The sequence below is a fragment of the Burkholderia cepacia genome (genome assembly GCF_029962485.1).
GTDB lineage: Bacteria > Pseudomonadota > Gammaproteobacteria > Burkholderiales > Burkholderiaceae > Burkholderia.
Genome location: NZ_CP073637.1, coordinates 547,148 through 567,365, shown reverse-complemented (window position 1 = coordinate 567,365; position 20,218 = coordinate 547,148). Strand labels below are relative to the sequence as shown.

The following is a 20,218-nucleotide window of genomic DNA, read 5'->3' as shown; positions in this document are numbered from 1 at the left end:
CCCGGTCGCCGTGCTTAGCGTGCGAGCGCGGCGCGGATCTTCTCCGCGACCGTCGCCGCAGCCGCGTCGGCCGGCAGCAGCGTCGCTTCGGCGTCGCGGCGGCCCTGGTACTCGACCTTGCCTTCCTTCAGGCCGCGCTCGCCGATCACGAGGCGGTGCGGCACGCCGATCAGTTCCCAGTCGGCAAACATCACGCCCGGGCGCTCGCCGCGATCGTCGAGGATCACGTCGATGCCGGCCGCGACGAGTTCCGCGTACAGCTTGTCGGCCGTTTCGCGCACCATCTCGCTGCGGTCATAACCCATCGGGCACAGCACGACTTCGAACGGCGCGATCGACTCGGGCCAGATGATGCCGCGGTCGTCGAAGTTCTGTTCGATCGCCGCGCCGAGAATGCGCGTGACGCCAACGCCGTAGCAGCCCATCAGCATCGGCTGCGGCTTGCCCGACTCGTCGAGGAACGTCGCACCCATCGCTTCCGAGTACTTGGTGCCGAGCTGGAACACGTGGCCGACTTCGATGCCACGGCAGATGTCGATCACACCCTTGCCGTCCGGCGACGCGTCGCCCTTCTTCACGTTGCGCACGTCGGCGACGTCCGGTTCCGGCAGGTCGCGGCCCCAGTTCACGCCGGCGATGTGATAGTCGACCTCGTTCGCGCCGACGACAAAGTCGCTCATGTTCGCGACCGTGCGGTCAGCGATCACCTTCACGGGCTTCTTCGTGCCGACCGGGCCGAGATAGCCCGGCGGCGTGCCGAACCACTCGACGATTTCCTGCTCGGTCGCGAAGCGGTGGTTCTTCAGGCCCGGCAGCTTCGACACCTTGATCTCGTTCAGGTCGTGGTCGCCACGCAGCATCACCAGCCAGATGGTCGGCTCGGCGCCTTCGTTGTCGGTCGCGAGCACGATCGACTTGATCGTGCGCTCGAGCGGGATCGCCAGCAGTTCGGCGACGGCTTCACACTTCGCCTTGCCGGGCGTCGCGACCTTCGCCATCGCCTCGGCCGGCGCCGCGCGTTCGGCGATCAGCGGCAGCGCCTCGGCCGCCTCGATGTTCGCCGCGAACTCGGAGGTCGGGCAGTAGGCGATCGCGTCCTCGCCGGTATCGGCGATCACGTGGAATTCGTGCGAGAAGTTGCCGCCGATCGAGCCGCTGTCGGCCGCGACCGCACGGAACTCGAGGCCGAGGCGCGTGAAGATGCGCACGTACGCGTCGTACATCTTGCGATACGACTCGTTCAGGCCGGCCGCGTCCTTGTCGAACGAGTACGCGTCCTTCATGATGAATTCGCGGCCGCGCATCACGCCGAAGCGCGGGCGGATCTCGTCGCGGAACTTCGTCTGGATCTGGTAGAAATTCACCGGCATCTGCCGGTAGCTCTTGATCTGGTTGCGCGCGATGTCGGTGACGACTTCCTCGTGCGTCGGCCCGATCACGAAGTCGTTGTCCTTGCGGTCCTTGAAGCGCAGCAGCTCGGGGCCGTACTGTTCCCAGCGGCCCGATTCCTGCCACAGCTCGGCCGGCTGCACGGCCGGCATCAGCAGCTCGATGGCGCCCGCCCGGTTCATTTCCTCGCGCACGATCGCTTCGACCTTGCGAATCGAACGCAGGCCGACCGGCAGGTAGTTATAGATGCCGCCGGCGACGCGACGGATCATGCCGGCGCGGACCATCAGCTTGTGGCTGACGATCTCTGCGTCGGCGGGAGCTTCTTTCAGGGTGCCGATAAAGAAACGGGAAGCTTTCATGCGGACGGTTCCAAAAACGGCGCCCCCAGGCGGGGCGCCCGAAAAAGTTTCAAGGTGAAAAAGCTGCGCGCGACGAACGACGATGGCGCAGATGACGTAGCAGACTAATCAGGGACAATTCAGCCGGTGTACCCCGTGCGGATTCGCTCCGTCACGGTGCGCAGCGCCCGTTATCTGTTTATAATCAAAGCAATTTTAAAGGATTCGAAGGTGGTTGTATGCTGGATCGTGAAGGCTTTCGCCCGAACGTCGGCATCATCCTCTTGAACGCGCGCAACGAGGTGTTTTGGGGCAAGCGGCTCCGCGAGCATTCCTGGCAGTTTCCTCAAGGTGGGATCAAGTATGGCGAGACCCCCATGCAGGCGATGTACCGGGAACTGCACGAGGAAACGGGCTTGCATCCGGAACACGTCAAGATAATCGGTCGCACGCGCGACTGGTTGCGTTACGAGGTGCCTGACAAGTTCATCAAACGCGAAGTACGCGGTCATTACCGCGGCCAGAAGCAGATCTGGTTCCTGCTGCGGATGGTTGGACGCGATTGCGACATTTGCTTGCGCGCGACCGACCACCCGGAGTTCGATGCGTGGCGCTGGAACGAGTACTGGGTACCGCTCGATGCGGTGATCGAGTTCAAGCGGGATGTCTATCAGTTGGCGCTGACGGAACTGTCGCGCTTCCTGCGCCGCCCGGCGCAGCGAGCCGAGAAGCCGCGTGGGCCGCGAATGTCGCGCTATCCGCGCGTCATTGGCATACAGGCCCAGCAGACGCTGACGATTGTCGACACATCGGTAGTCTGTTCGGAGATCGAAGTGGAAGCGAGCACGCTCGACGAGATCGAGATGCCGCCCCACGTGATCGTCGGCAAATGACGAGTCGGACTGCATGACCGGGCGCGACCTTGGTGTCGCGCCCTTTTTTTACGAGGAATGCATATTGAAAGCGATTGCTCTCGCGCTCGCATCGATCGCCGCGATGGCTGCCCTGGCTGGCTGCGCGAATTCGAAAGCGCCGTCCAACAAGGATGACAGCGAGTTCGTCTATCTGCTGGACCGTCAGGGGAACTGGAAGGAAAACACGGTCGACACGCTGCCGCCGCTGCCGCAAACGGGCGACCTGCTGCCGTTCAACGTCTCGCAGAACACGCCGCTCAAGTTCTTCGTCGATGCGAAGTCGCTCGACGTCGGCACCGATGGCGTCGTGCGCTACGCGGTCGTCATCACGAGCCCGGCCGGCGCGCGCAACGTGAACTATGAAGGCATCCGCTGCGACACCTACGAATGGCGCCAGTACGCCGGCCTGAACTCCGACCACAACGGCTGGGATCGCACCGTCGAGAACGACTGGCGGCGCATCGAGAACGGCGAGCTGAACGCCTACCACTCCGCGCTCTATCAGGACTACTTCTGCGCGAACAAGATGCCGCAAGGCTCGACCCGGCAGATCCTGGAAAACATCCGGTTCCACCGCACCGCGATGACGCAGTTGCGCTGACGGCGCGTGGCGCGGGCCATCCGCGTCACCAGTCACCATGCCGCATGAAAAAGCCCGCATCGCGCGGGCTTTTTCATTGGACTGCCTGGACTGCCGAAATCGTGGCCGGCGATCACACCAGCACGAGGTTGTCGCGATGGATCAGTTCGGGCTCCAGCATGTAGCCGAGCACCGTCTCGATCTCGCCGCTCGGCTTACGGTGAATCAGCTTCGTTTCCGCGCTGCTGTAGTTCGTGAGCCCGCGCGCCACTTCGCGCCCGTCAGGGCCGACACACGCGATCACCTCGCCGCGCGCGAACGCGCCCTGCACGTCGATCACGCCGATCGGCAGCAGGCTCTTGCCGCCGGCCGTCAGCTTTTCGACTGCGCCGGCGTCGATCACGACATGACCGCGCACCTGTAGATGGTCGGCCATCCATTGCTTGCGCGCCGCCATCCGCGCGGTACGCGCGATCAGCTGCGTGCCGATCGCCTCGCCGGCCGCCAGGCGCACGAGCACGTCGGTCTCCCGGCCGCTCGCGATCACGGTGTTGGCGCCGCTGTGTGCCGCACGCTTCGCCGCGAGGATCTTCGTCAGCATCCCGCCGCGACCGAGGCTCGAACCGGCGCCACCAGCCATCGCCTCGAGCTCCGGCGCGCCCGCATTGGCCTCGGCGACGAGCGTCGCGTTCGGGTCCTTGCGCGGATCGGCCGTGAACAGCCCGGTCTGGTCGGTCAGGATGATCAGCGCATCGCCTTCGATCAGGTTCGCGACGAGCGCGCCGAGCGTGTCGTTGTCGCCGAACTTGATTTCGTCGGTGACGACCGTGTCGTTCTCGTTGATGATCGGCACGACGCCGAGCCGCAGCAGCGTGAGCAGCGTCGAACGCGCATTCAGGTAGCGCTCGCGATCGGCCAGGTCGGCGTGCGTGAGCAGGATCTGCGCGGTGCGGATGTCGTGCTCGGTGAAGCGGCTCTCATAGACCTGCGCGAGCCCCATCTGGCCGACCGCCGCGGCGGCCTGCAACTCGTCGATTTCCCGCGGCCGCTTGCTCCAGCCGAGCCGCTGCATCCCTTCGGCAATCGCACCCGAACTGACGAGCACGACTTCCTTGCCCTGCGCACGCAACGCAGCGATCTGGGCTGCCCAACGGCCGATTGCAGCATGATCGAGCCCCTTGCCGTCGTTGGTCACGAGGCTGGAACCCACCTTCACCACCAATCGCTTCGAATCCGCGATGATCGAACGCATCCTGCACTGTCTCCTGTATCTGATGCCTGCCCGGCCGGGCGCGATTGAACGCCGACGCCGGGCGGCACGCCCGGCGCGTTCCGGAACCGCTCAGGCGTCGTCGCCCGGCACTGCACCGCCGTCTGCCGGCGGCGCATCGCGGAAACGCACGTCCGCCGCAAGATCTTCCGCCTCTGCCGCGCGGTGCGCGTCCGAATGTTCAGACAGGTAATCGTAGATCGCGTAGCACAGCGCTTCGCAGCCCTGGCCCGTCAATGCCGAAATCTCGAACACGGGGCCGCTCCAGCCGAAACGTTCGAGGAAATCGGCGACGCGCGCTTCGCGCTCGTCTTCCGGCACCATGTCCAGCTTGTTGAGCACGAGCCAGCGCGGTTTCTCGTACAGCGCTTCGTCGTACTTGCGCAGCTCGCCGACGATCGCAGTCGCTTCCGCGACCGGATCGACGCTTTCGTCGAACGGCGCGAGATCGACCAGATGCAGCAGCACGCCGGTGCGCTGCAGGTGGCGCAGGAACTGATGCCCGAGGCCCGCGCCTTCCGCCGCACCCTCGATCAGCCCCGGGATGTCGGCGATCACGAAGCTCTTGCTCGGGCCGACGCGCACCACGCCGAGATTCGGCGCAAGCGTCGTGAACGGGTAGTCGGCGATCTTCGGCCGCGCGTTCGACACCGACGAGATGAACGTCGACTTGCCTGCGTTCGGCATGCCGAGCAGGCCAACGTCGGCGAGCACCTTCAGCTCAAGCCTCAGCATGCGCCGCTCGCCCGGCTTTCCGTCCGTCTTCTGGCGCGGCGCACGGTTCGTGCTCGACTTGAAATGCAGGTTGCCGAGGCCGCCGGAGCCGCCCTGGGCAAGCATCACCTGCTGGTCGTGCTCGGTCAGGTCGGCAATCAGCTCGCCGGTATCCATGTCGTTGATGATCGTGCCGACCGGCATGCGCAGCGTGACGTCATCGCCGCCCTTGCCGTAGCAATCCGAGCCGCGGCCGTTTTCGCCGTTGCGCGCGAGGTGCTTCTTCGCGTATCGGTAGTCGATCAGCGTGTTGATGTTACGGTCTGCGATCGCGTAGACGCTACCGCCCCGGCCGCCGTCGCCGCCGTCCGGCCCGCCGAACGGGACGAATTTCTCGCGGCGCATCGAAGCGCTGCCATCGCCTCCGTCGCCGGCGATGACTTCGATTCGTGCTTCGTCAATGAACTTCATTCGTCACTCCGCCCAGTATTTCCGCTATTGTGCCGCGCGCCGGCACGCTTGAACAATCTGCCATTCGGCCGATCGTACGCCGGTTGCGCGAGGGCCGCCGGCACGCACCTGCGCCCGGCGACCAAATAAAAAAAGGCCCCGCGAAGACTGCGGGGCCTTTCGGCTACGAAGCCCGTAGGTGCCTGACTTAGGCAGCCGCCGGGACAACGATGACCAGATGCTTCTTGTCCGCGCCCTTCGTCGCGAACTTGACGTGACCGTCAACCAGCGCGAACAGGGTGTGATCCTTGCCCATGCCGACGTTCTCGCCTGCGTGCATGCGCGTACCGCGCTGACGCACGATGATGCCGCCGGCATTGATTGCCTGGCCGCCGTACACCTTCACGCCGAGACGCTTCGACTCGGAGTCGCGGCCGTTCCGGGAAGAGCCGCCTGCCTTTTTGTGTGCCATCTGATTGCTCCTTTACCGAGGCGCTTACGCGTTGATCGCGTCGATGCGCAGCTCAGTGTAGTTCTGGCGGTGGCCGCCGTGCTTTTGGTAGTGCTTCCGGCGACGCATCTTGAAGATGGTGACCTTGGCATGACGACCGTGCGACACAACGGTGGCCTTGACGGAAGCCCCACTGACCAGCGGCGTACCGAACTTAATCGATTCGCCTTCGCCCACTGCGAGAACCTGGTCGAGCGTGATTTCAGCGTCAATGTCAGCCGGTATCTGTTCTACTTTGAGTTTTTCGCCAACGGCAACCTTGTACTGCTTGCCGCCGGTTTTTATGACCGCGTACATTGAGAACCTCACTCTGGATCCAATTTTTCCGCACACCACGCGCGGAAAACACGTGATTATACATGGGCTTAGCACCGAAGTCAAAACCGATCGACGATTGCCGCGCGCAAGCCCTGGCCGAACGGCCAAAATCACGGCTGCGGCACGTCTGACAGACCGGGATTTCGCGGATTCGACTTATAATCCGCCGCATCACCCAATTCCATCATCATGTCGTCGTCCACCGCCTCCCCCACCCTCAGCGCCGCCCACCTGCTCGCCCCGATCACCAGCGACATGGAGCAGGTGAATCGCGTTATCCGGCAAAGCCTCGCGTCCGACGTGCTGCTGATCAACCAGATCGCCGAGTACATCATCGGCGCGGGCGGCAAGCGGCTGCGTCCGGCGTTGCTGCTGCTCGTCGCCGGCGCGCTCGGCGAAACGTCGCACCAGCGGCACGTGCTGGCCGCCGTCGTCGAGTTCATCCACACGGCCACGCTGCTGCATGACGACGTCGTCGACGAATCCGAGCTGCGCCGCGGCCGGCAGACCGCCAATGCGCTGTTCGGCAACGCGGCGAGCGTGCTGGTAGGCGATTACCTCTACTCGCGCTCGTTCGAGATGATGGTCGGCGTCGGCAAGATGCGCGTGATGGAGATCCTGTCCGAAGCGACGACGATCATTTCCGAAGGCGAGGTGCTGCAGCTGCTCAACATGCACGACGCCGACGTCGACGAAACGCGCTACATGCAGGTGATCCGCTACAAGACGGCCAAGCTGTTCGAGGCGTCGGCCCGCCTGGGTGCGGTACTCGCGGGCGCCGATGCGCCGACCGAAGCCGCCGCCGCCGAATACGGGCGCCGGATCGGCACCGCATTCCAGATCATGGACGACTGGCTCGACTACGCAGGCACCGTCGAGGCCATGGGCAAGAACGCCGGCGACGACCTGCGCGAAGGCAAGCCGACGCTGCCGCTCATCTATCTGATCGAACGCGGCACGCCCGAGCAATCGGCGCTGGCGCGCGAGGCGATCGAACAAGGCGGCACCGATCGCTTCGACACGATCTTCGAAGCGATCACGCGCTCGGGTGCGCTCGATCACACGCTCGAATGCGCACGTCAGGAAGCACAGGCCGCCGCTGCAGCGATCGCGGCGTTCCCCGATTCGATCTACAAGGAAAGCCTGCTCGCGCTGTGCTCGTATTCGACGTCGCGACAGTCGTAAGTCAATCGCGTGCGTCGTCGCCACGGTTGCGACGACGCCCGTTCGACACGGGGAAATCACCTGTCTCGAAAATTTTCTTCTTCAAGGCCTTCCCTTTCTGAAGAAACGTCGTTATAGTTATGTTCTTGCTCGACGACGCAGCGGTCTTGAAGAAGACTGCGAAATCGGAAGAGTCCAAATCGGGGTGTAGCTTAGCCTGGTAGAGCGCTACGTTCGGGACGTAGAGGCCGGAGGTTCGAATCCTCTCACCCCGACCAGATTTGTAAAAAACCGTGCACCATGTGCACGGTTTTTTTTTGCCCGGCGGCCACGGGCCCCTCGTGTCGCGCACGACACATCGCGGTCGCCAGCCTCTGCTATATTCCCTCCATCCCTGTCCTTCACTGCCCATTCCGACGCGTGGACCAAATTCCCTTATGGGCGCAAATCGGCGCCGTCTTCCTGCTTCTCCTCTGTTCCAGCTTCTTTTCGATTTCCGAGACCGCGATGATGGCGCTCAACCGCCATCGGCTGAAGCATCTCGCCGGCCAGGGCGCGCTCGGCGCGAAGACCACGCAAGGCCTGCTCACGCGCACTGACCTGCTGCTCAGCGTGATCCTGATCGGCAACAACCTGTTCAACACGATCATCCCGGTCCTGACGACGTCGCTCGCGCTGCATACGTTCGGCCGCAACAACCTCGCGCTGTCGATCGCGACCGGCATTGTCGCGTTCCTGATCATCGTGTTCGCGGAAATCGCGCCGAAGATCGTCGGCGCGACCTTCCCCGAACGCATCGCACTGCCCGCGAGCCTCGTGATCGCGCCGCTGATGCGCGTGTTCAAGCCGGTCGTCTGGTTCGTCAACGCGCTCGCGAACGGCGTGTTGTGGGTGCTGCGCATCAACACGAAGAAGGGCCGCGACCAGCGGATGTCGGCCGACGAGCTCCGGGCCATCGTGCTCGAGTCGAGCAGTTTCATGCCGACCAAGCACCGCAGCATCCTGCTCAACCTGTTCGACCTCGAGAACATCACGGTCGACGACGTGATGGTGCCGCGCCGCCAGATCGAGTCGCTCAACTTCTACGCGCCGCTCGACGACGTCCTGCACCAGCTCGAGACCTGCTATCACAACCGGCTCGTCGTCTACGAAGGCGACATCGACAAGGTGCTCGGCGTGCTGCACGTACGCAAGACGCTCACCGCGCTGCACAACCAGGAGTTCGACCGCGAGACGCTGCGCACGCTGCTCTCCGAGCCGTACTACGTGCCGTCGGGCACGCCGGTGGTCCAGCAGCTCCAGTTTTTCCAGGAAACGCGGCAGCGGACCGCGCTCGTCGTCAACGAGTACGGCGAGCTCGAAGGGCTCGTCACGCCCGAGGACATCATCGAGGAACTGATCGGCGAATTCACGACGTCGATGCCGCGCAGCGAACGCGCGGGCGGCTGGGACGAGAACGGCGAATGCATCGTCTCGGCCAGCATGCCGCTGCGCGAACTGAACCGCTGGCTGCACCTGAAGCTGCCGACCGACGGGCCGAAGACGCTGAACGGACTGGTGCTCGAAATCCTCGAGGAAATTCCGGAAGACGACGTGTGCCTGAAAATCGGCGACGTGATGCTCGAGGTGATGCGCAGCGACGATCAGGCCGTGCGCACCGTCAAGCTCTTCAAGCCACGCGGCTCGCGCACCGCACGCACCACCGGCCGCTAGCCGAACGGCTGACTGCCGGCGCCGCCCGCGACGCGCGACCATTTGCAGGTCACGTCAACAGGCGGCCAGCGTGCCGGCTCACATGCCCTTCCCTCCTCCCGGGGCGCCGCTGCGCACGCAGCCGTCGCCCACCCGCTCCGACGCGCCGCCTGTCGCCGCGCCTCGCGCACTCGATGCGGCCCAGCTCGACGATGCACCGGCAGTGCGGCTGCTGACGGACACGCTGCACGCGGCACGCGTGCGCGACGCATCCGACATCCACGTCGAACCGTTCGAAACCGGCTGGCGCATCCGCCTGCGCATCGATGGCGTGCTGCACGACCATGCGCAGCCGCCCGTGCACCTGCGCGACGCGCTCGTCACTCGGATCAAGGTGCTCGCGCGCATGGATATCGCCGAGCGGCGGCTCCCGCAGGACGGCAGGCTGCGCATCGCGATCGACGGCGGTACGCGCGGCGACTACCGCGTCAGTTCGCTGCCGACGCTGTTCGGCGAAAAGCTCGTGCTGCGGCGCCTCGAAACACTGCCGCCCGATCTCACGCTCACCCGCCTCGGCTTCGACACACAGCAGGCCGCCGCAATGGAGGCCGCGATACGCGCACCGCACGGCCTCGTGCTCGTCACGGGCCCGACCGGCAGCGGCAAGACGCTGTCGCTGTATTGCGCACTGCAGATGCTCGATCGCGACGCGCACAACGTCTGCACGGTCGAGGATCCCGCTGAAATCCAGCTCGACGGGATCAACCAGGTCGGTGTCGCCGACAAGGCCGGGCTCACGTTCGCGACGGCGCTGCGTGCGCTGTTGCGGCAGGATCCGGACATCATCATGGTCGGCGAGATCCGCGATGCGGAAACGGCCGACGTCGCGATCAAGGCCGCGCAGACCGGCCATCTCGTGCTGTCGACGCTGCATACGAACGACGCGCCGGCCGCGATCGCACGCATGCTCGATATCGGCGTCGCACCGTACAACCTCGCCGCCGCGCTGCAGCTCGTCACCGCGCAGCGCCTCGTCCGGCGGCTGTGCGTCGCATGCCGAACCCCGTCGGATGCACCGGCGCACGTGCTGCGGGAAGCCGGCTGCGACCCGGCGGCGCTGGCAGACGGATGGCGGCCGTTCGTCGCGCGCGGCTGCGCCGCCTGTCACGGGATCGGCTATCGCGGCCGCATCGGGCTGCATCAGACGATGCCGGTCTCACCTGACTTGGCGGAACGCATCGTCGCACGGGCAAGCGTCGGCGAGCTCGCGCAATGCGCGGCGGCCGAAGGCGTGCGCAACCTGCGCGACGCGGCATTCGCCCGCGTACGGGACGGCACGACGAGCATCGCGGAAGCCGTCTCCGCCACCCCCGCGGTATGAACATGCGCACGCCGCCGCGCGAAACCCGCTTCGCCTGGCGCGGCCGCCGTCGTAACGGCACGCTGCGCCACGGAACCGTCGTCGCCTTCGACGCCGCAGCCGCGCGCGCCACGCTCGCGCGCGACGGCATCGCGGTGCTGTCGCTCGACGTCCGCGGGCCGGCCCGGCCGCCGACAGCCGGTGCCCGCGAGGTCACGCGTTTCACGCGCCAGCTCGCGAGCCTGTTGCAGGCCGGGCTGCCGCTCGCACCGTCGCTCGAGATGCTCGCGCATACACGATCGCGCGACGGCCTGCCGCGCATTGCGGCGGGCCTCGCCCGCGAGATCGTCGGCGGCCGGCGCTTCGCCGATGCGCTCGCACGCTATCCGTCGCAGTTCGGCACGCTGTATCGCCAGTTGATCGAAGTCGGCGAAGCGTCGGGCTCGCTCGGCATCGTGCTGACGCGCGTCGCGGAACACCGCGAGCGCGCCGACGCGCAATGGCGCAAGCTGCGGGCCGCCCTCGCGTATCCGGCTGCCGTCATCCTGTTCGCGCTCGCGATCTCGGTCGCGTTGATGGTATGGGTCGTGCCGACATTCCGGCAGATCTTCGACGGTTTCGGCGCGGCCCTGCCCGCGCCGACCCGCGCACTGCTCGCGCTCTCCGCCGCGCTGTCGACGTGGGGCGGCATGCTCGCGGCCGGCGCTGCGGCATCGGCGCTCGCCGCGCATCACGCGCTTCGGCGGTCTGCGCCGTTGCGCCATGCAGTCGCGCGGCACCTGCTGCGCGCTCCGCTCGCAGGCAGCGCGCTCGAGCGTTACGCGGCCGCCCGCTGGTGCCGTTCGCTCGCGACGCTGCTCGGCGCCGGTGTGCCGCTCGCCGACACCTTCGCCACGCTCGAACGCACGGCCGGCCATCCTGTGTTCGCGCACGCCACCGCGCACATCGCGGCACGCGTGTTGCGCGGCGCACGTCTCGCCGATGCGATGCAGTCGGCCGGCTGCTTTCCGGACGACGTCGTCCAGCCGATCGCCGTCGCCGAGGAAACCGGCGCGCTCGACACGATGCTCGCCGACATCGCCGCGCTGTGCGAACGCCAGCTCGACGCGCGTCTCGATGCGCTCGCCGCGCTCGGCGAACCACTGATCGTGATCGTCCTGGGCGCGCTCGTCGGCGGCCTCGTGATCGCGATGTACCTGCCCATCCTTCAGCTCGGCAACGTGGTGTAGCATCGCAACCGATTCTGTCGCCTTTTAAGTCCGAACCTTGAGCCACATGACGCCCGTGCCCCTGTCCGCCGTTCCCGATTCGCCCGAGAGCACACTGCTCGCGCTGGCGATGCTGCCGCCCGCGCTGCAGTACGCGTTCGCGGTCGTCATCGGCCTTTGCATCGGCAGCTTCCTGAACGTGGTCGTGCACCGGCTGCCCGTGATGATGCAACGCGCGTGGCAGGCCGAGATCGACGAGGCAACCGGCAACGCCAGCGCCGCACCCGACGACGGTTATCCGCCGCGCTACGACCTGTGGCGCCCGCGCAGTGCCTGCCCACATTGCGGCCATGTGCTGCGCGCATGGGAGAACATCCCGCTCGTCAGCTATCTGATGCTGCGCGGGCGCTGCCGCCGCTGCGGCCACGCGATCGGCATCCGTTATCCGCTCGTCGAGCTCGCGTGCGCACTGCTCGCCGCCGCCTCGCTCGCCGCGTTCGGCCCGACGCTCGCCGCGCTCGCCGCGTTCGCACTGTGCGCCGCACTACTCGCGATGAGCGCGATCGACATCCGCACCGGCTACCTGCCCGATTCGATGACGCTGCCGCTGCTCTGGGCCGGGCTTGCGCTGAATCTCGGCGGCACGTTCACGTCGCTGCGCTCGGCCGTGATCGGTGCGATGGCCGGCTATCTGTTCCTGTGGTCGATCTACTGGCTGTTCAAATGGTTGCGCGGCATCGAGGGCATCGGCTTCGGCGACCTGAAACTGCTTGCCGCACTCGGCGCGTGGATGGGCTGGGCCGCGCTGCCGCAGGTCGTGCTGTTCGCCGCGGTGACGGGCGCGATCGTCGGGCTCGTCGCGACCTGGCGCGGCCGCATGCGCTTCGAGGAGCCGATTCCGTTCGGCCCGTTCCTCGCGGCCGGCGGCGTCGCGACGCTGTTTTTCGGCACGCCATTCTATTTCGCGCTCGGAGGCTGACATGTTCGCAGTAGGACTCACGGGCGGCATCGGCAGCGGCAAGACGACCGTCGCCGACCTGTTCGGCGCTCACGGCGCGGCGCTCGTCGATACCGATCTGATCGCCCACCGCATCACCGCTCCCGGCGGCCTTGCGATGCCCGCGATCGAACAGGCGTTCGGCCGCGGCTTCGTTGCCGCCGACGGCTCGCTCGATCGCGCGAAGATGCGCACGCTGATCTTCAGCGACGACGATGCGCGCCGGCGCCTCGAAGCGATCACGCATCCGTTGATTCGCGCGGAGACCGATCGCGAGGCACGCGAAGCGCAGGGCCCGTACGTGATGTTCGTCGTGCCGCTGCTCGTCGAGTCAGGCAACTGGAAGACGCGCAGCGATCGTGTGCTTGTCGTCGATTGCCCGGTCGAAACGCAGATCGCGCGCGTGATGCGGCGCAACGGCTTCACGCGCGAGCAGGTCGAAGCGATCATCGCACGACAGGCAACGCGCGAAGCCCGTCTCGCGGCGGCCGACGACGTGATCGTCAACGACGCGGTTACGCCCGATGCACTCGCCGCGCAGGTCGACGCACTGCACCAACGCTATGTCGCGTTGGCGGCCGCCGCGCACTGAGCATCGCGCGCGATCGTGATGGTGTACGAAATTGGCGCGTTGCTAGGGTAGAGAGTGAGCATTAGAATGTCCTGCATTGTTTCAATCCCTACCCAAGAGGCGAGCGCGCTTGATTCTTTACGAGTATCCGTTCAACGAGCGAATTCGCACGCTGTTGCGCCTCGAAGATCTCTTCGAGCGCTTCGCGTTCTTTTTGGCTCAGGAGGACCCGCGTGAACACCACGTCGCGCTGACGACGCTGTTCGAAATCGCCGAGGTAACGGGCCGCGCGGACCTGAAATCGGATCTGATGAAGGAGCTCGAACGTCAACGCCAGACGCTCGCCCCCTTTCGCGGCAATCCGGGCATCGAGCAGAACGCGCTCGAGGCCGTGCTCGGCGAAATCGAGCAGACGCTGGCCAATCTCGCGCAGATGCAGGGCAAGACCGGCCAGCACCTCGTCGACAACGAATGGCTCGCCAGCATCCGCAGCCGCGCGGTGATTCCCGGCGGCACGTGCAAGTTCGACCTGCCGTCGTACTATGCGTGGCAGCAATGGCCCGCCGAGCAGCGGCGCCAGGACATCGCGAAGTGGATCCTGCCGATGCTGCCGCTGCGCGACGCCGTGACGATCGTGCTGCGGCTCGCGCGCGAATCGGGCCAGGCGTCGAAGGTGATGGCGATGCAGGGCAGCTATCAGCAAATGCTGTCGGGCCGCACCTACCAGCTGATGCAGGTACGCGTGCCGCCGGAGCTGCGCGTCATTCCCGAAGCGAGCGCCAACAAATACATGCTGTGGGTACGGTTCACCATGCAGGACGGCGATGTGCGGCCGCGCGCGGTGGACATCGACGTGCCGTTCCATCTGACACTGTGCAATCTGTAACGGCCGCGTGCCGGATCGCTTTCGTATGACTACCGTTGTGAAATGCCCGTCGTGCGGCGCCCAAGTGCGCTGGACGCCTGAAAATCAGTTCCGCCCGTTCTGTTCGGCCCGCTGCAAGCAGCTCGATCTCGGCGCATGGGCCGCGGAAAAGTACCGGATCGGCGGCGCTTCCGACGAGGGCCCCTCGTCGGAAGAAGACGGCACGGACGGCCGTCGCGACAGCTGAGCGGCGGGCGGCACCGCCCGCCGGCGATATGGCCCGCCTTTCCGGCAGGCCGTCACGGCGTCAGTTCGACGCTGCTTCCTTCTCGAGCAGTTCGAGCACCGGCAGCGCCGCCGGCAACAGCGGCGCAACGGCGACCGGCAGTTGCTGCCATACGAACGCCTGCCCTTCCTTGCTGTGCGGCTCGCCCGTCCAGCCCGTCACCTTGCAGAAATAAAGCCGCACGTAGGCATGGGGATAGTCGTGCTCGAGCGTGTGCCAGCGATGGCTGGCAGTGACCTCGATGCCGAGCTCTTCATGGAGTTCGCGCGCGAGCGCGTCCTCGACGCTTTCGCCGGCCTCCAGCTTGCCGCCCGGAAACTCCCAGTAACCTTCATACGGCTTGCCCTGCAGCCGCTGCGCGAGCAGGTAGCTACCGTCCGGCTGGACCATCACGCCGACCGCGACTTCCGTCACCTTGCGGCCATCCGGTGCGCGCACGGCGCCTTGTGCGAGATCCGCGCTCATGCCTGCTCCTTGCGGCCCGACCAGTCACGCGCGAACTGCCATGCGACGCGCCCCGACCGCGAACCGCGCTCGAGCGCCCACACGAGCGCATCACCGCGCGCGGACTCGATCTCCGCGTCCGGGCAGCCGAAGTGGCGCAGCCAGTGCGCGACGATGTCGAGATAGTCGTCCTGCTTGAACGGATAGAAGCTGACCCACAGGCCGAAGCGCTCCGACAGCGAGATCTTTTCCTCGACGACTTCGCCGGGGTGAATCTCGCCATCCGGGAGATGCTTGTACGACTCGTTGTCGCTCATGTACTCGGGCAGCAGATGGCGGCGGTTCGACGTCGCGTAGATCAGCACGTTGTCCGACTGCGCGGCGATCGAGCCGTCGAGCGCAACCTTCAGCGCCTTGTAGCCCGATTCGCCTTCCTCGAACGACAGGTCGTCGCAGAACACGATGAACCGCTCGGGACGCTGCGAGATCAGGTCGACAATGTCGCCGAGATCGTGCAGGTCGTCCTTGTCGACTTCGATCAGGCGCAGCCCGTCCTGCGCATACGCGTTCAGGCACGCCTTGATCAGCGACGACTTGCCGGTACCGCGTGCGCCGGTCAGCAGCACGTTGTTGGCTGGCTTCTGCTGCACGAACTGCCGCGTGTTCTGCTCGATCAACCCTTTCTGGCGATCGATGTTGTGCAGATCGTCGAGCGTGATCGACGACACGGCCGGCACCGGCTGCAGGTAACCGCGCCCCTGGCGCTTGCGCCAGCGGAATGCGTGGGCGGCGTTCCAGTCGACGGCCGCCGGCGCGGGCGGCAGCACCCCCTCGAGGCGGGCGAGCAGCGCTTCGGCGCGCGTCAGAAACTGTTCAAGCTTGTCCATGTCGTTCGAACGCTCCCGATCAGGAGCGGTAATCCGCGTTGATGCTCACGTAATCGTGCGACAGGTCGCACGTCCAGACGGTGGCCTGCGCGTCGCCACGGCCGAGCAGCACGCGGATCGTGATTTCGCTCTGCTTCATCACGCGCTGGCCGTCCTCTTCCTGGTAGGCCGGGTTACGGCCGCCTGCCTTCGCGACGAGCACGTCGTCGAGATAGAGGTCGATCTTGCCGACGTCGAGATCCGCGACGCCCGCGTAGCCGATCGCCGCGAGAATCCGGCCAAGGTTGGGGTCGGATGCGTAGAAGGCCGTCTTCACGAGCGGCGAATGGCCGATCGCATAGGCGATCTGGCGGCATTCGGCGACGTTCTTGCCGCCCTCGACCTGCACCGTCATGAATTTCGTCGCGCCTTCGCCGTCGCGCACGATCAGTTGCGACAGCACCTGCGCGACTTCCGTCACCGCATCGCGCAGCGCCGCGTAGGCCGGCGAATCGGTCGACGTGATGGCCGGCAGCGTGCTCTTGCCCGATGCGATCAGGATGAACGAGTCGTTCGTCGACGTATCGCCGTCGATCGTGATGCAGTTGAACGAGCGATCGGCGACTTCCTTCACGAGCGTGTCGAGCACCGGCTGCGCGACGTTCGCGTCGAATGCGAGGAAACCGAGCATCGTCGCCATGTTCGGCTTGATCATGCCCGCGCCCTTGCTGATGCCCGTCAGCGTGACCGTATGGCCGTCGATCGCCACCTGGCGCGACGTGGCCTTCGGCAGCGTGTCGGTCGTCATGATCGCCTGCGCGGCGTCGAACCAGTTCGTGGCCTTGCGGTTCGCGAGCGCGGCCGGCAGGCCGGCCTTCAGGCGATCGATCGGCAGCGGCTCGAGGATCACGCCGGTCGAGAACGGCAGCACCTGCGCCGGCTCGATGCCCGCGAGACGGGCAAGTTCCGTGCAGGTTTCACGGGCGTTCACGAGGCCCGGCTCGCCGGTGCCGGCGTTCGCATTGCCTGTATTCACGACGAGCGCGCGGATGCCCGCACCGCCCGCGCGCACCTTCGCCAGATGCTCGCGGCAAACGGTGACCGGCGCGGCGCAGAAACGGTTTTCGGTGAACACGCCCGCGACCGTCGCGCTTTCGTCGACGGAGATGACCAGCACGTCCTTGCGATTCGGCTTGCGGATATTCGCTTCCGCCCAGCCGAGCGTGACGCCGGCGACGGGATGCAGTTGGGCGGGATCGATCGACGGAAAATTGACAGCCATGGGGCACACCTGCCGGATGGAAAATGCCGGCATGCGCCGGCATCGATTGGAAGAACCGGCGGCCGCACGCGCGGGCCGCCGCAACTCACATCAGTTACTCGAAGCTGGAACGAAGCGGCACGCGTGACGCGCGCCGCCGTCGATCATGACAGCTTCCCGTGACATTGCTTGTACTTCTTGCCGCTGCCACACGGGCACGGGTCGTTGCGGCCGACCTTCGGCATTTCGCCGCCGGGGCCGCTGTGCGTCATCGCGCTGCCGACCATGTCGGCCGTAGCGGTGGCCGCCGCGGCAGCCGCGACGTTCGCCACCGGCGCACCGGCTTCCGCGTAGTCGGCGTGCTGGTACTCGACATTCTCGAGATGACCGGCGCGCTCCTCGATCTGCTCGGCGGCTTCCTCGAGCTGTTCCGGCGACTGGATCTGCACGTTCATCACGACGCGCGTGACTTCCTGCTTGATCGCCTCGAGCATCGCGGCGAACAGTTCGAACGCTTCGCGCTTGTATTCCTGCTTCGGATTCTTCTGCGCATAGCCGCGCAGGTGGATGCCCTGGCGCAAGTGGTCGAGCGCTGCGAGGTGTTCGCGCCACAGGCGGTCGACCGTTTGCAGCATCACCGAGCGTTCGAACGCGCTGAACGATTCGCGGCCGACCATCGCGACCTTGCTCTCGTACTGCTCGTCGGCGGCCGTCATCACGGCGTCGAGAATTTCCTCGGCCGTGATCGACGACGACTCGTTCACCATTTCCTGAATCGCGAGGTCGAGCTGCCAGTCGTTGCGCAGCGCTTCCTCGAGCTCGGGCACGTCCCACTGCTCTTCGATGCTGCCTTCCGGTACGAACTGGCGAACGACTTCAGTGACCACGCCATGACGCATCGCGGTGATCGTCTCGGTGATGTCGTGCGCTTCGAGCAGTTCGTTGCGCTGCTGGTAGATCACCTTGCGCTGGTCGTTCGACACGTCGTCGTATTCGAGCAGCTGCTTGCGGATGTCGAAGTTGCGCGCTTCGACCTTGCGCTGCGCGGATTCGATCGACCGCGTGACGATGCCGGCCTCGATCGCCTCGCCTTCCGGCATCTTCAGGCGATCCATGATCGAGCGCACGCGGTCGCCCGCGAAGATGCGCAGCAACGGATCGTCGAGCGACAGGTAGAAGCGCGACGAGCCCGGATCGCCCTGACGGCCCGCACGGCCGCGCAGCTGGTTGTCGATCCGGCGCGATTCGTGGCGCTCGGTGCCGATGATGTGCAGGCCGCCCGCGGCCTTCACCTGCTCGTGCAGCGTTTCCCACTCGTCGTGCAGTTGCTGGATGCGGCGTGCCTTTTCGTCGGCCGGGATCGCGTCGTCGGCCTCGATGAATGCAGCCTGCTTCTCGGCATTGCCGCCGAGCACGATGTCGGTACCGCGACCGGCCATGTTGGTCGCGATCGTCACGCGGTTCGGACGGCCGGCTTCCGCGACGATCGCCGCTTCACGCTCGTGCTGCTTCGCGTTCAGCACTTCGTGCGGCAGCCCGGCCTGCTTCAGCAGGTGCGACAGCAGCTCGGAGTTCTCGATCGACGTCGTGCCGACCAGCACCGGCTGGCCGCGCTCGTAGCAGTCGCGGATGTCGCGAATCACCGCGTCGTAGCGCTCCTTGGCCGTCTTGTAGATCTGGTCCTGCTTGTCGATCCGCTTCGGCGGACGGTTGGTCGGAATCACGACCGTCTCGAGACCGTAGATCTCGTTGAATTCGTATGCCTCGGTGTCCGCGGTACCGGTCATGCCGGCCAGCTTCGCGTACATCCGGAAGTAGTTCTGGAACGTGATCGAGGCGAGCGTCTGGTTCTCGCTCTGAATCTTCACGTGTTCCTTCGCCTCGACGGCCTGGTGCAGGCCGTCGGACCAGCGGCGGCCGGCCATCAGGCGGCCCGTGAATTCGTCGACGATGACCACTTCGCCGTTCTGCACGACGTAGTGCTGATCCTTGTGGAACAGCGTGTGTGCACGCAGCGCCGCGTACACGTGGTGCATCAGCGTGATGTTCTGCGGCGCGTACAGGCTCTCGCCCTCGCCGATCAGGCCCCATTCGGCGAGCAGGCGCTCGGCCTTCTCGTGGCCCGATTCCGTCAGGAACACCTGGCGCGCCTTTTCATCGAGCGTATAGTCGCCCGGCTTCTCGACGCCCGTGCCGTCGGCCTTCTCTTCGCCGATCTGGCGCTCGAGCAGCGGCGGCAGTGCGTTCATCCGCACGTACAGCTCGGTGTGATCCTCGGCCTGGCCCGAAATGATCAGCGGCGTACGCGCTTCGTCGATCAGGATCGAGTCCACTTCGTCAACGACCGCAAAGTTCAGGGCCCGCTGCACGCGCGCGTCGGTCTCGTAGACCATGTTGTCGCGCAGGTAGTCGAAGCCGAACTCGTTGTTCGTGCCGTACGTGATGTCCGCGGCATACGCCTGCTGCTTCTGGTCGTGCTCCATGCCGGACAGGTTGATGCCGACCGACAGACCGAGGAAGTTGTAGAGGCGCGCCATCCATTCGGCGTCGCGCTGCGCAAGATAATCGTTGACGGTCACGACGTGCACGCCGCGGCCGGCCAGTGCATTCAGGTACACGGGCAGCGTCGCGACGAGCGTCTTGCCTTCGCCGGTACGCATTTCCGCGATCTTGCCGTAGTGGAGCACCATGCCGCCGATCATCTGCACGTCGAAGTGCCGCATCTTCAGCACGCGACGGCTGGCCTCGCGACAGACCGCGAACGCCTCGGGCAACAGCTTGTCGAGCGACTCGCCGGCCGCGACCCGCTGGCGGAATTCGTCCGTCTTGCCGCGCAACTGGTCGTCCGTCAGCTTCTCGATCTGCGTTTCGAGCGCATTGATCGTCGTGACGGTCTTTTGGTATTGCTTGACGAGCCGCTGGTTGCGGCTGCCAAAAATTTTCTGGAGAAAACCGGTTGTCATCGGATCGGATCCTGCGTCGCAGCACCGGCGCCCGGCGCGTGTTGCGCGCCCCGA

19 protein-coding genes and 1 tRNA gene are annotated in these 20,218 nt (G+C 65.8%); 11 read left to right on the top strand and 9 right to left on the bottom strand.

Annotated elements, in window-relative coordinates; all coding sequences use genetic code 11:
- Positions 1–14: 14 nt before the first annotated feature.
- Positions 15–1,751, bottom strand: a complete 1,737-nt coding sequence (locus tag KEC55_RS02625; RefSeq protein WP_282506622.1) for a proline--tRNA ligase — start codon at positions 1,749–1,751, stop codon at positions 15–17.
- A 218-nt stretch (positions 1,752–1,969) separates the two neighbouring features.
- On the opposite strand from KEC55_RS02625, the gene KEC55_RS02620 reads away from it, so the two are divergent.
- Both KEC55_RS02620 and KEC55_RS02615 read left to right on the top strand, forming a co-directional pair.
- The gene (locus KEC55_RS02620; protein ID WP_282506621.1) at positions 1,970–2,623 is read left to right on the top strand and encodes an RNA pyrophosphohydrolase; all 654 of its coding nucleotides are present in this window, start codon (positions 1,970–1,972) and stop codon (positions 2,621–2,623) included.
- A gap of 13 nt (positions 2,624–2,636) precedes the next feature.
- On the top strand, positions 2,637–3,245 hold the full coding sequence (locus KEC55_RS02615) for a CNP1-like family protein (protein WP_282506619.1): 609 nt from the start codon (positions 2,637–2,639) through the stop codon (positions 3,243–3,245).
- A gap of 112 nt (positions 3,246–3,357) precedes the next feature.
- Here KEC55_RS02615 and proB read toward each other — a convergent pair whose 3' ends face one another.
- The 4 genes from proB to rplU all read right to left on the bottom strand — a co-directional run bounded on the left by proB (position 3,358) and on the right by rplU (position 6,466).
- Entirely contained in the window at positions 3,358–4,476 is a 1,119-nt protein-coding gene (gene proB / locus KEC55_RS02610) for a glutamate 5-kinase (protein ID WP_282506617.1), read from the bottom strand.
- A gap of 90 nt (positions 4,477–4,566) precedes the next feature.
- Positions 4,567–5,679 (bottom strand): GTPase ObgE, encoded by a 1,113-nt coding sequence (gene obgE / locus KEC55_RS02605; protein WP_282506615.1) that lies wholly within the window; start codon positions 5,677–5,679, stop codon positions 4,567–4,569.
- Between the two features lie 187 nt (positions 5,680–5,866).
- Complete coding sequence (gene rpmA / locus KEC55_RS02600; RefSeq protein ID WP_006476999.1) at positions 5,867–6,130, bottom strand: 50S ribosomal protein L27; 264 nt, start codon at positions 6,128–6,130, stop codon at positions 5,867–5,869.
- Between the two features lie 24 nt (positions 6,131–6,154).
- Positions 6,155–6,466 (bottom strand): 50S ribosomal protein L21, encoded by a 312-nt coding sequence (gene rplU / locus KEC55_RS02595; protein ID WP_006025184.1) that lies wholly within the window; start codon positions 6,464–6,466, stop codon positions 6,155–6,157.
- Positions 6,467–6,676: 210 nt separating this feature from the next.
- On the opposite strand from rplU, the gene KEC55_RS02590 reads away from it, so the two are divergent.
- From KEC55_RS02590 to KEC55_RS02550, 9 genes are all read left to right on the top strand, one after another.
- Positions 6,677–7,672: a polyprenyl synthetase family protein gene (locus tag KEC55_RS02590; RefSeq protein ID WP_034182656.1), complete on the top strand. Its 996-nt coding sequence runs from the start codon at positions 6,677–6,679 to the stop codon at positions 7,670–7,672.
- A 180-nt stretch (positions 7,673–7,852) separates the two neighbouring features.
- A tRNA-Pro gene (locus KEC55_RS02585) sits at positions 7,853–7,929 on the top strand.
- Positions 7,930–8,071: 142 nt separating this feature from the next.
- Positions 8,072–9,364: an HlyC/CorC family transporter gene (locus tag KEC55_RS02580; protein WP_282506613.1), complete on the top strand. Its 1,293-nt coding sequence runs from the start codon at positions 8,072–8,074 to the stop codon at positions 9,362–9,364.
- Positions 9,365–9,446: 82 nt separating this feature from the next.
- Entirely contained in the window at positions 9,447–10,724 is a 1,278-nt protein-coding gene (locus tag KEC55_RS02575) for a GspE/PulE family protein (protein ID WP_282506612.1), read from the top strand.
- The gene (locus KEC55_RS02570) at positions 10,721–11,932 is read left to right on the top strand and encodes a type II secretion system F family protein (RefSeq protein WP_282506611.1); all 1,212 of its coding nucleotides are present in this window, start codon (positions 10,721–10,723) and stop codon (positions 11,930–11,932) included. The genes KEC55_RS02575 and KEC55_RS02570 overlap by 4 nt, the downstream gene beginning before the upstream one ends.
- Positions 11,933–11,978: 46 nt before the next feature.
- Entirely contained in the window at positions 11,979–12,890 is a 912-nt protein-coding gene (locus tag KEC55_RS02565; RefSeq protein ID WP_282506610.1) for a prepilin peptidase, read from the top strand.
- Position 12,891: 1 nt separating this feature from the next.
- Complete coding sequence (coaE, locus tag KEC55_RS02560; protein ID WP_282506609.1) at positions 12,892–13,500, top strand: dephospho-CoA kinase; 609 nt, start codon at positions 12,892–12,894, stop codon at positions 13,498–13,500.
- 109 nt (positions 13,501–13,609) lie between these two features.
- A complete protein-coding gene (zapD, locus tag KEC55_RS02555; RefSeq protein ID WP_039353119.1) occupies positions 13,610–14,365 on the top strand; it encodes a cell division protein ZapD in 756 nt (251 codons plus the stop codon).
- 25 nt (positions 14,366–14,390) lie between these two features.
- A complete protein-coding gene (locus KEC55_RS02550; protein WP_174429978.1) occupies positions 14,391–14,591 on the top strand; it encodes a DNA gyrase inhibitor YacG in 201 nt (66 codons plus the stop codon).
- Positions 14,592–14,651: 60 nt separating this feature from the next.
- Here KEC55_RS02550 and KEC55_RS02545 read toward each other — a convergent pair whose 3' ends face one another.
- From KEC55_RS02545 to secA, 4 genes are all read right to left on the bottom strand, one after another.
- Positions 14,652–15,095, bottom strand: coding sequence for an NUDIX domain-containing protein (locus tag KEC55_RS02545; RefSeq protein WP_039353126.1), 444 nt, complete (start codon positions 15,093–15,095; stop codon positions 14,652–14,654).
- The gene (locus KEC55_RS02540; RefSeq protein ID WP_282506605.1) at positions 15,092–15,961 is read right to left on the bottom strand and encodes an ATP-binding protein; all 870 of its coding nucleotides are present in this window, start codon (positions 15,959–15,961) and stop codon (positions 15,092–15,094) included. Before KEC55_RS02540 ends, KEC55_RS02545 begins: the two co-directional genes overlap by 4 nt.
- A 19-nt stretch (positions 15,962–15,980) precedes the next feature.
- A complete protein-coding gene (gene argJ / locus KEC55_RS02535) occupies positions 15,981–17,222 on the bottom strand; it encodes a bifunctional glutamate N-acetyltransferase/amino-acid acetyltransferase ArgJ (RefSeq protein ID WP_282506604.1) in 1,242 nt (413 codons plus the stop codon).
- 143 nt (positions 17,223–17,365) lie between these two features.
- Complete coding sequence (gene secA / locus KEC55_RS02530) at positions 17,366–20,164, bottom strand: preprotein translocase subunit SecA (protein WP_282506602.1); 2,799 nt, start codon at positions 20,162–20,164, stop codon at positions 17,366–17,368.
- Between the last annotated feature and the right edge of the window lie 54 nt (positions 20,165–20,218).

What these genes read in the sequence shown, in the direction of transcription:
- KEC55_RS02620 (WP_282506621.1), top strand. Translation starts at nt 1,970, where the DNA reads ATGCTGGATCGTGAAGGCTTTCGCCCGAACGTCGGCATCATCCTCTTG.
- KEC55_RS02565 (WP_282506610.1), top strand. Translation starts at nt 11,979, where the DNA reads ATGACGCCCGTGCCCCTGTCCGCCGTTCCCGATTCGCCCGAGAGCACA.
- KEC55_RS02540 (WP_282506605.1), bottom strand. Translation starts at nt 15,961, where the DNA reads ATGGACAAGCTTGAACAGTTTCTGACGCGCGCCGAAGCGCTGCTCGCC.
- KEC55_RS02545 (WP_039353126.1), bottom strand. Translation starts at nt 15,095, where the DNA reads ATGAGCGCGGATCTCGCACAAGGCGCCGTGCGCGCACCGGATGGCCGC.
- KEC55_RS02570 (WP_282506611.1), top strand. Translation starts at nt 10,721, where the DNA reads ATGAACATGCGCACGCCGCCGCGCGAAACCCGCTTCGCCTGGCGCGGC.
- KEC55_RS02625 (WP_282506622.1), bottom strand. Translation starts at nt 1,751, where the DNA reads ATGAAAGCTTCCCGTTTCTTTATCGGCACCCTGAAAGAAGCTCCCGCC.
- KEC55_RS02575 (WP_282506612.1), top strand. Translation starts at nt 9,447, where the DNA reads ATGCCCTTCCCTCCTCCCGGGGCGCCGCTGCGCACGCAGCCGTCGCCC.
- rplU (WP_006025184.1), bottom strand. Translation starts at nt 6,466, where the DNA reads ATGTACGCGGTCATAAAAACCGGCGGCAAGCAGTACAAGGTTGCCGTT.
- argJ (WP_282506604.1), bottom strand. Translation starts at nt 17,222, where the DNA reads ATGGCTGTCAATTTTCCGTCGATCGATCCCGCCCAACTGCATCCCGTC.
- secA (WP_282506602.1), bottom strand. Translation starts at nt 20,164, where the DNA reads ATGACAACCGGTTTTCTCCAGAAAATTTTTGGCAGCCGCAACCAGCGG.
- KEC55_RS02590 (WP_034182656.1), top strand. Translation starts at nt 6,677, where the DNA reads ATGTCGTCGTCCACCGCCTCCCCCACCCTCAGCGCCGCCCACCTGCTC.
- obgE (WP_282506615.1), bottom strand. Translation starts at nt 5,679, where the DNA reads ATGAAGTTCATTGACGAAGCACGAATCGAAGTCATCGCCGGCGACGGA.
- KEC55_RS02615 (WP_282506619.1), top strand. Translation starts at nt 2,637, where the DNA reads ATGACCGGGCGCGACCTTGGTGTCGCGCCCTTTTTTTACGAGGAATGC.
- KEC55_RS02550 (WP_174429978.1), top strand. Translation starts at nt 14,391, where the DNA reads ATGACTACCGTTGTGAAATGCCCGTCGTGCGGCGCCCAAGTGCGCTGG.
- coaE (WP_282506609.1), top strand. Translation starts at nt 12,892, where the DNA reads ATGTTCGCAGTAGGACTCACGGGCGGCATCGGCAGCGGCAAGACGACC.
- rpmA (WP_006476999.1), bottom strand. Translation starts at nt 6,130, where the DNA reads ATGGCACACAAAAAGGCAGGCGGCTCTTCCCGGAACGGCCGCGACTCC.
- proB (WP_282506617.1), bottom strand. Translation starts at nt 4,476, where the DNA reads ATGCGTTCGATCATCGCGGATTCGAAGCGATTGGTGGTGAAGGTGGGT.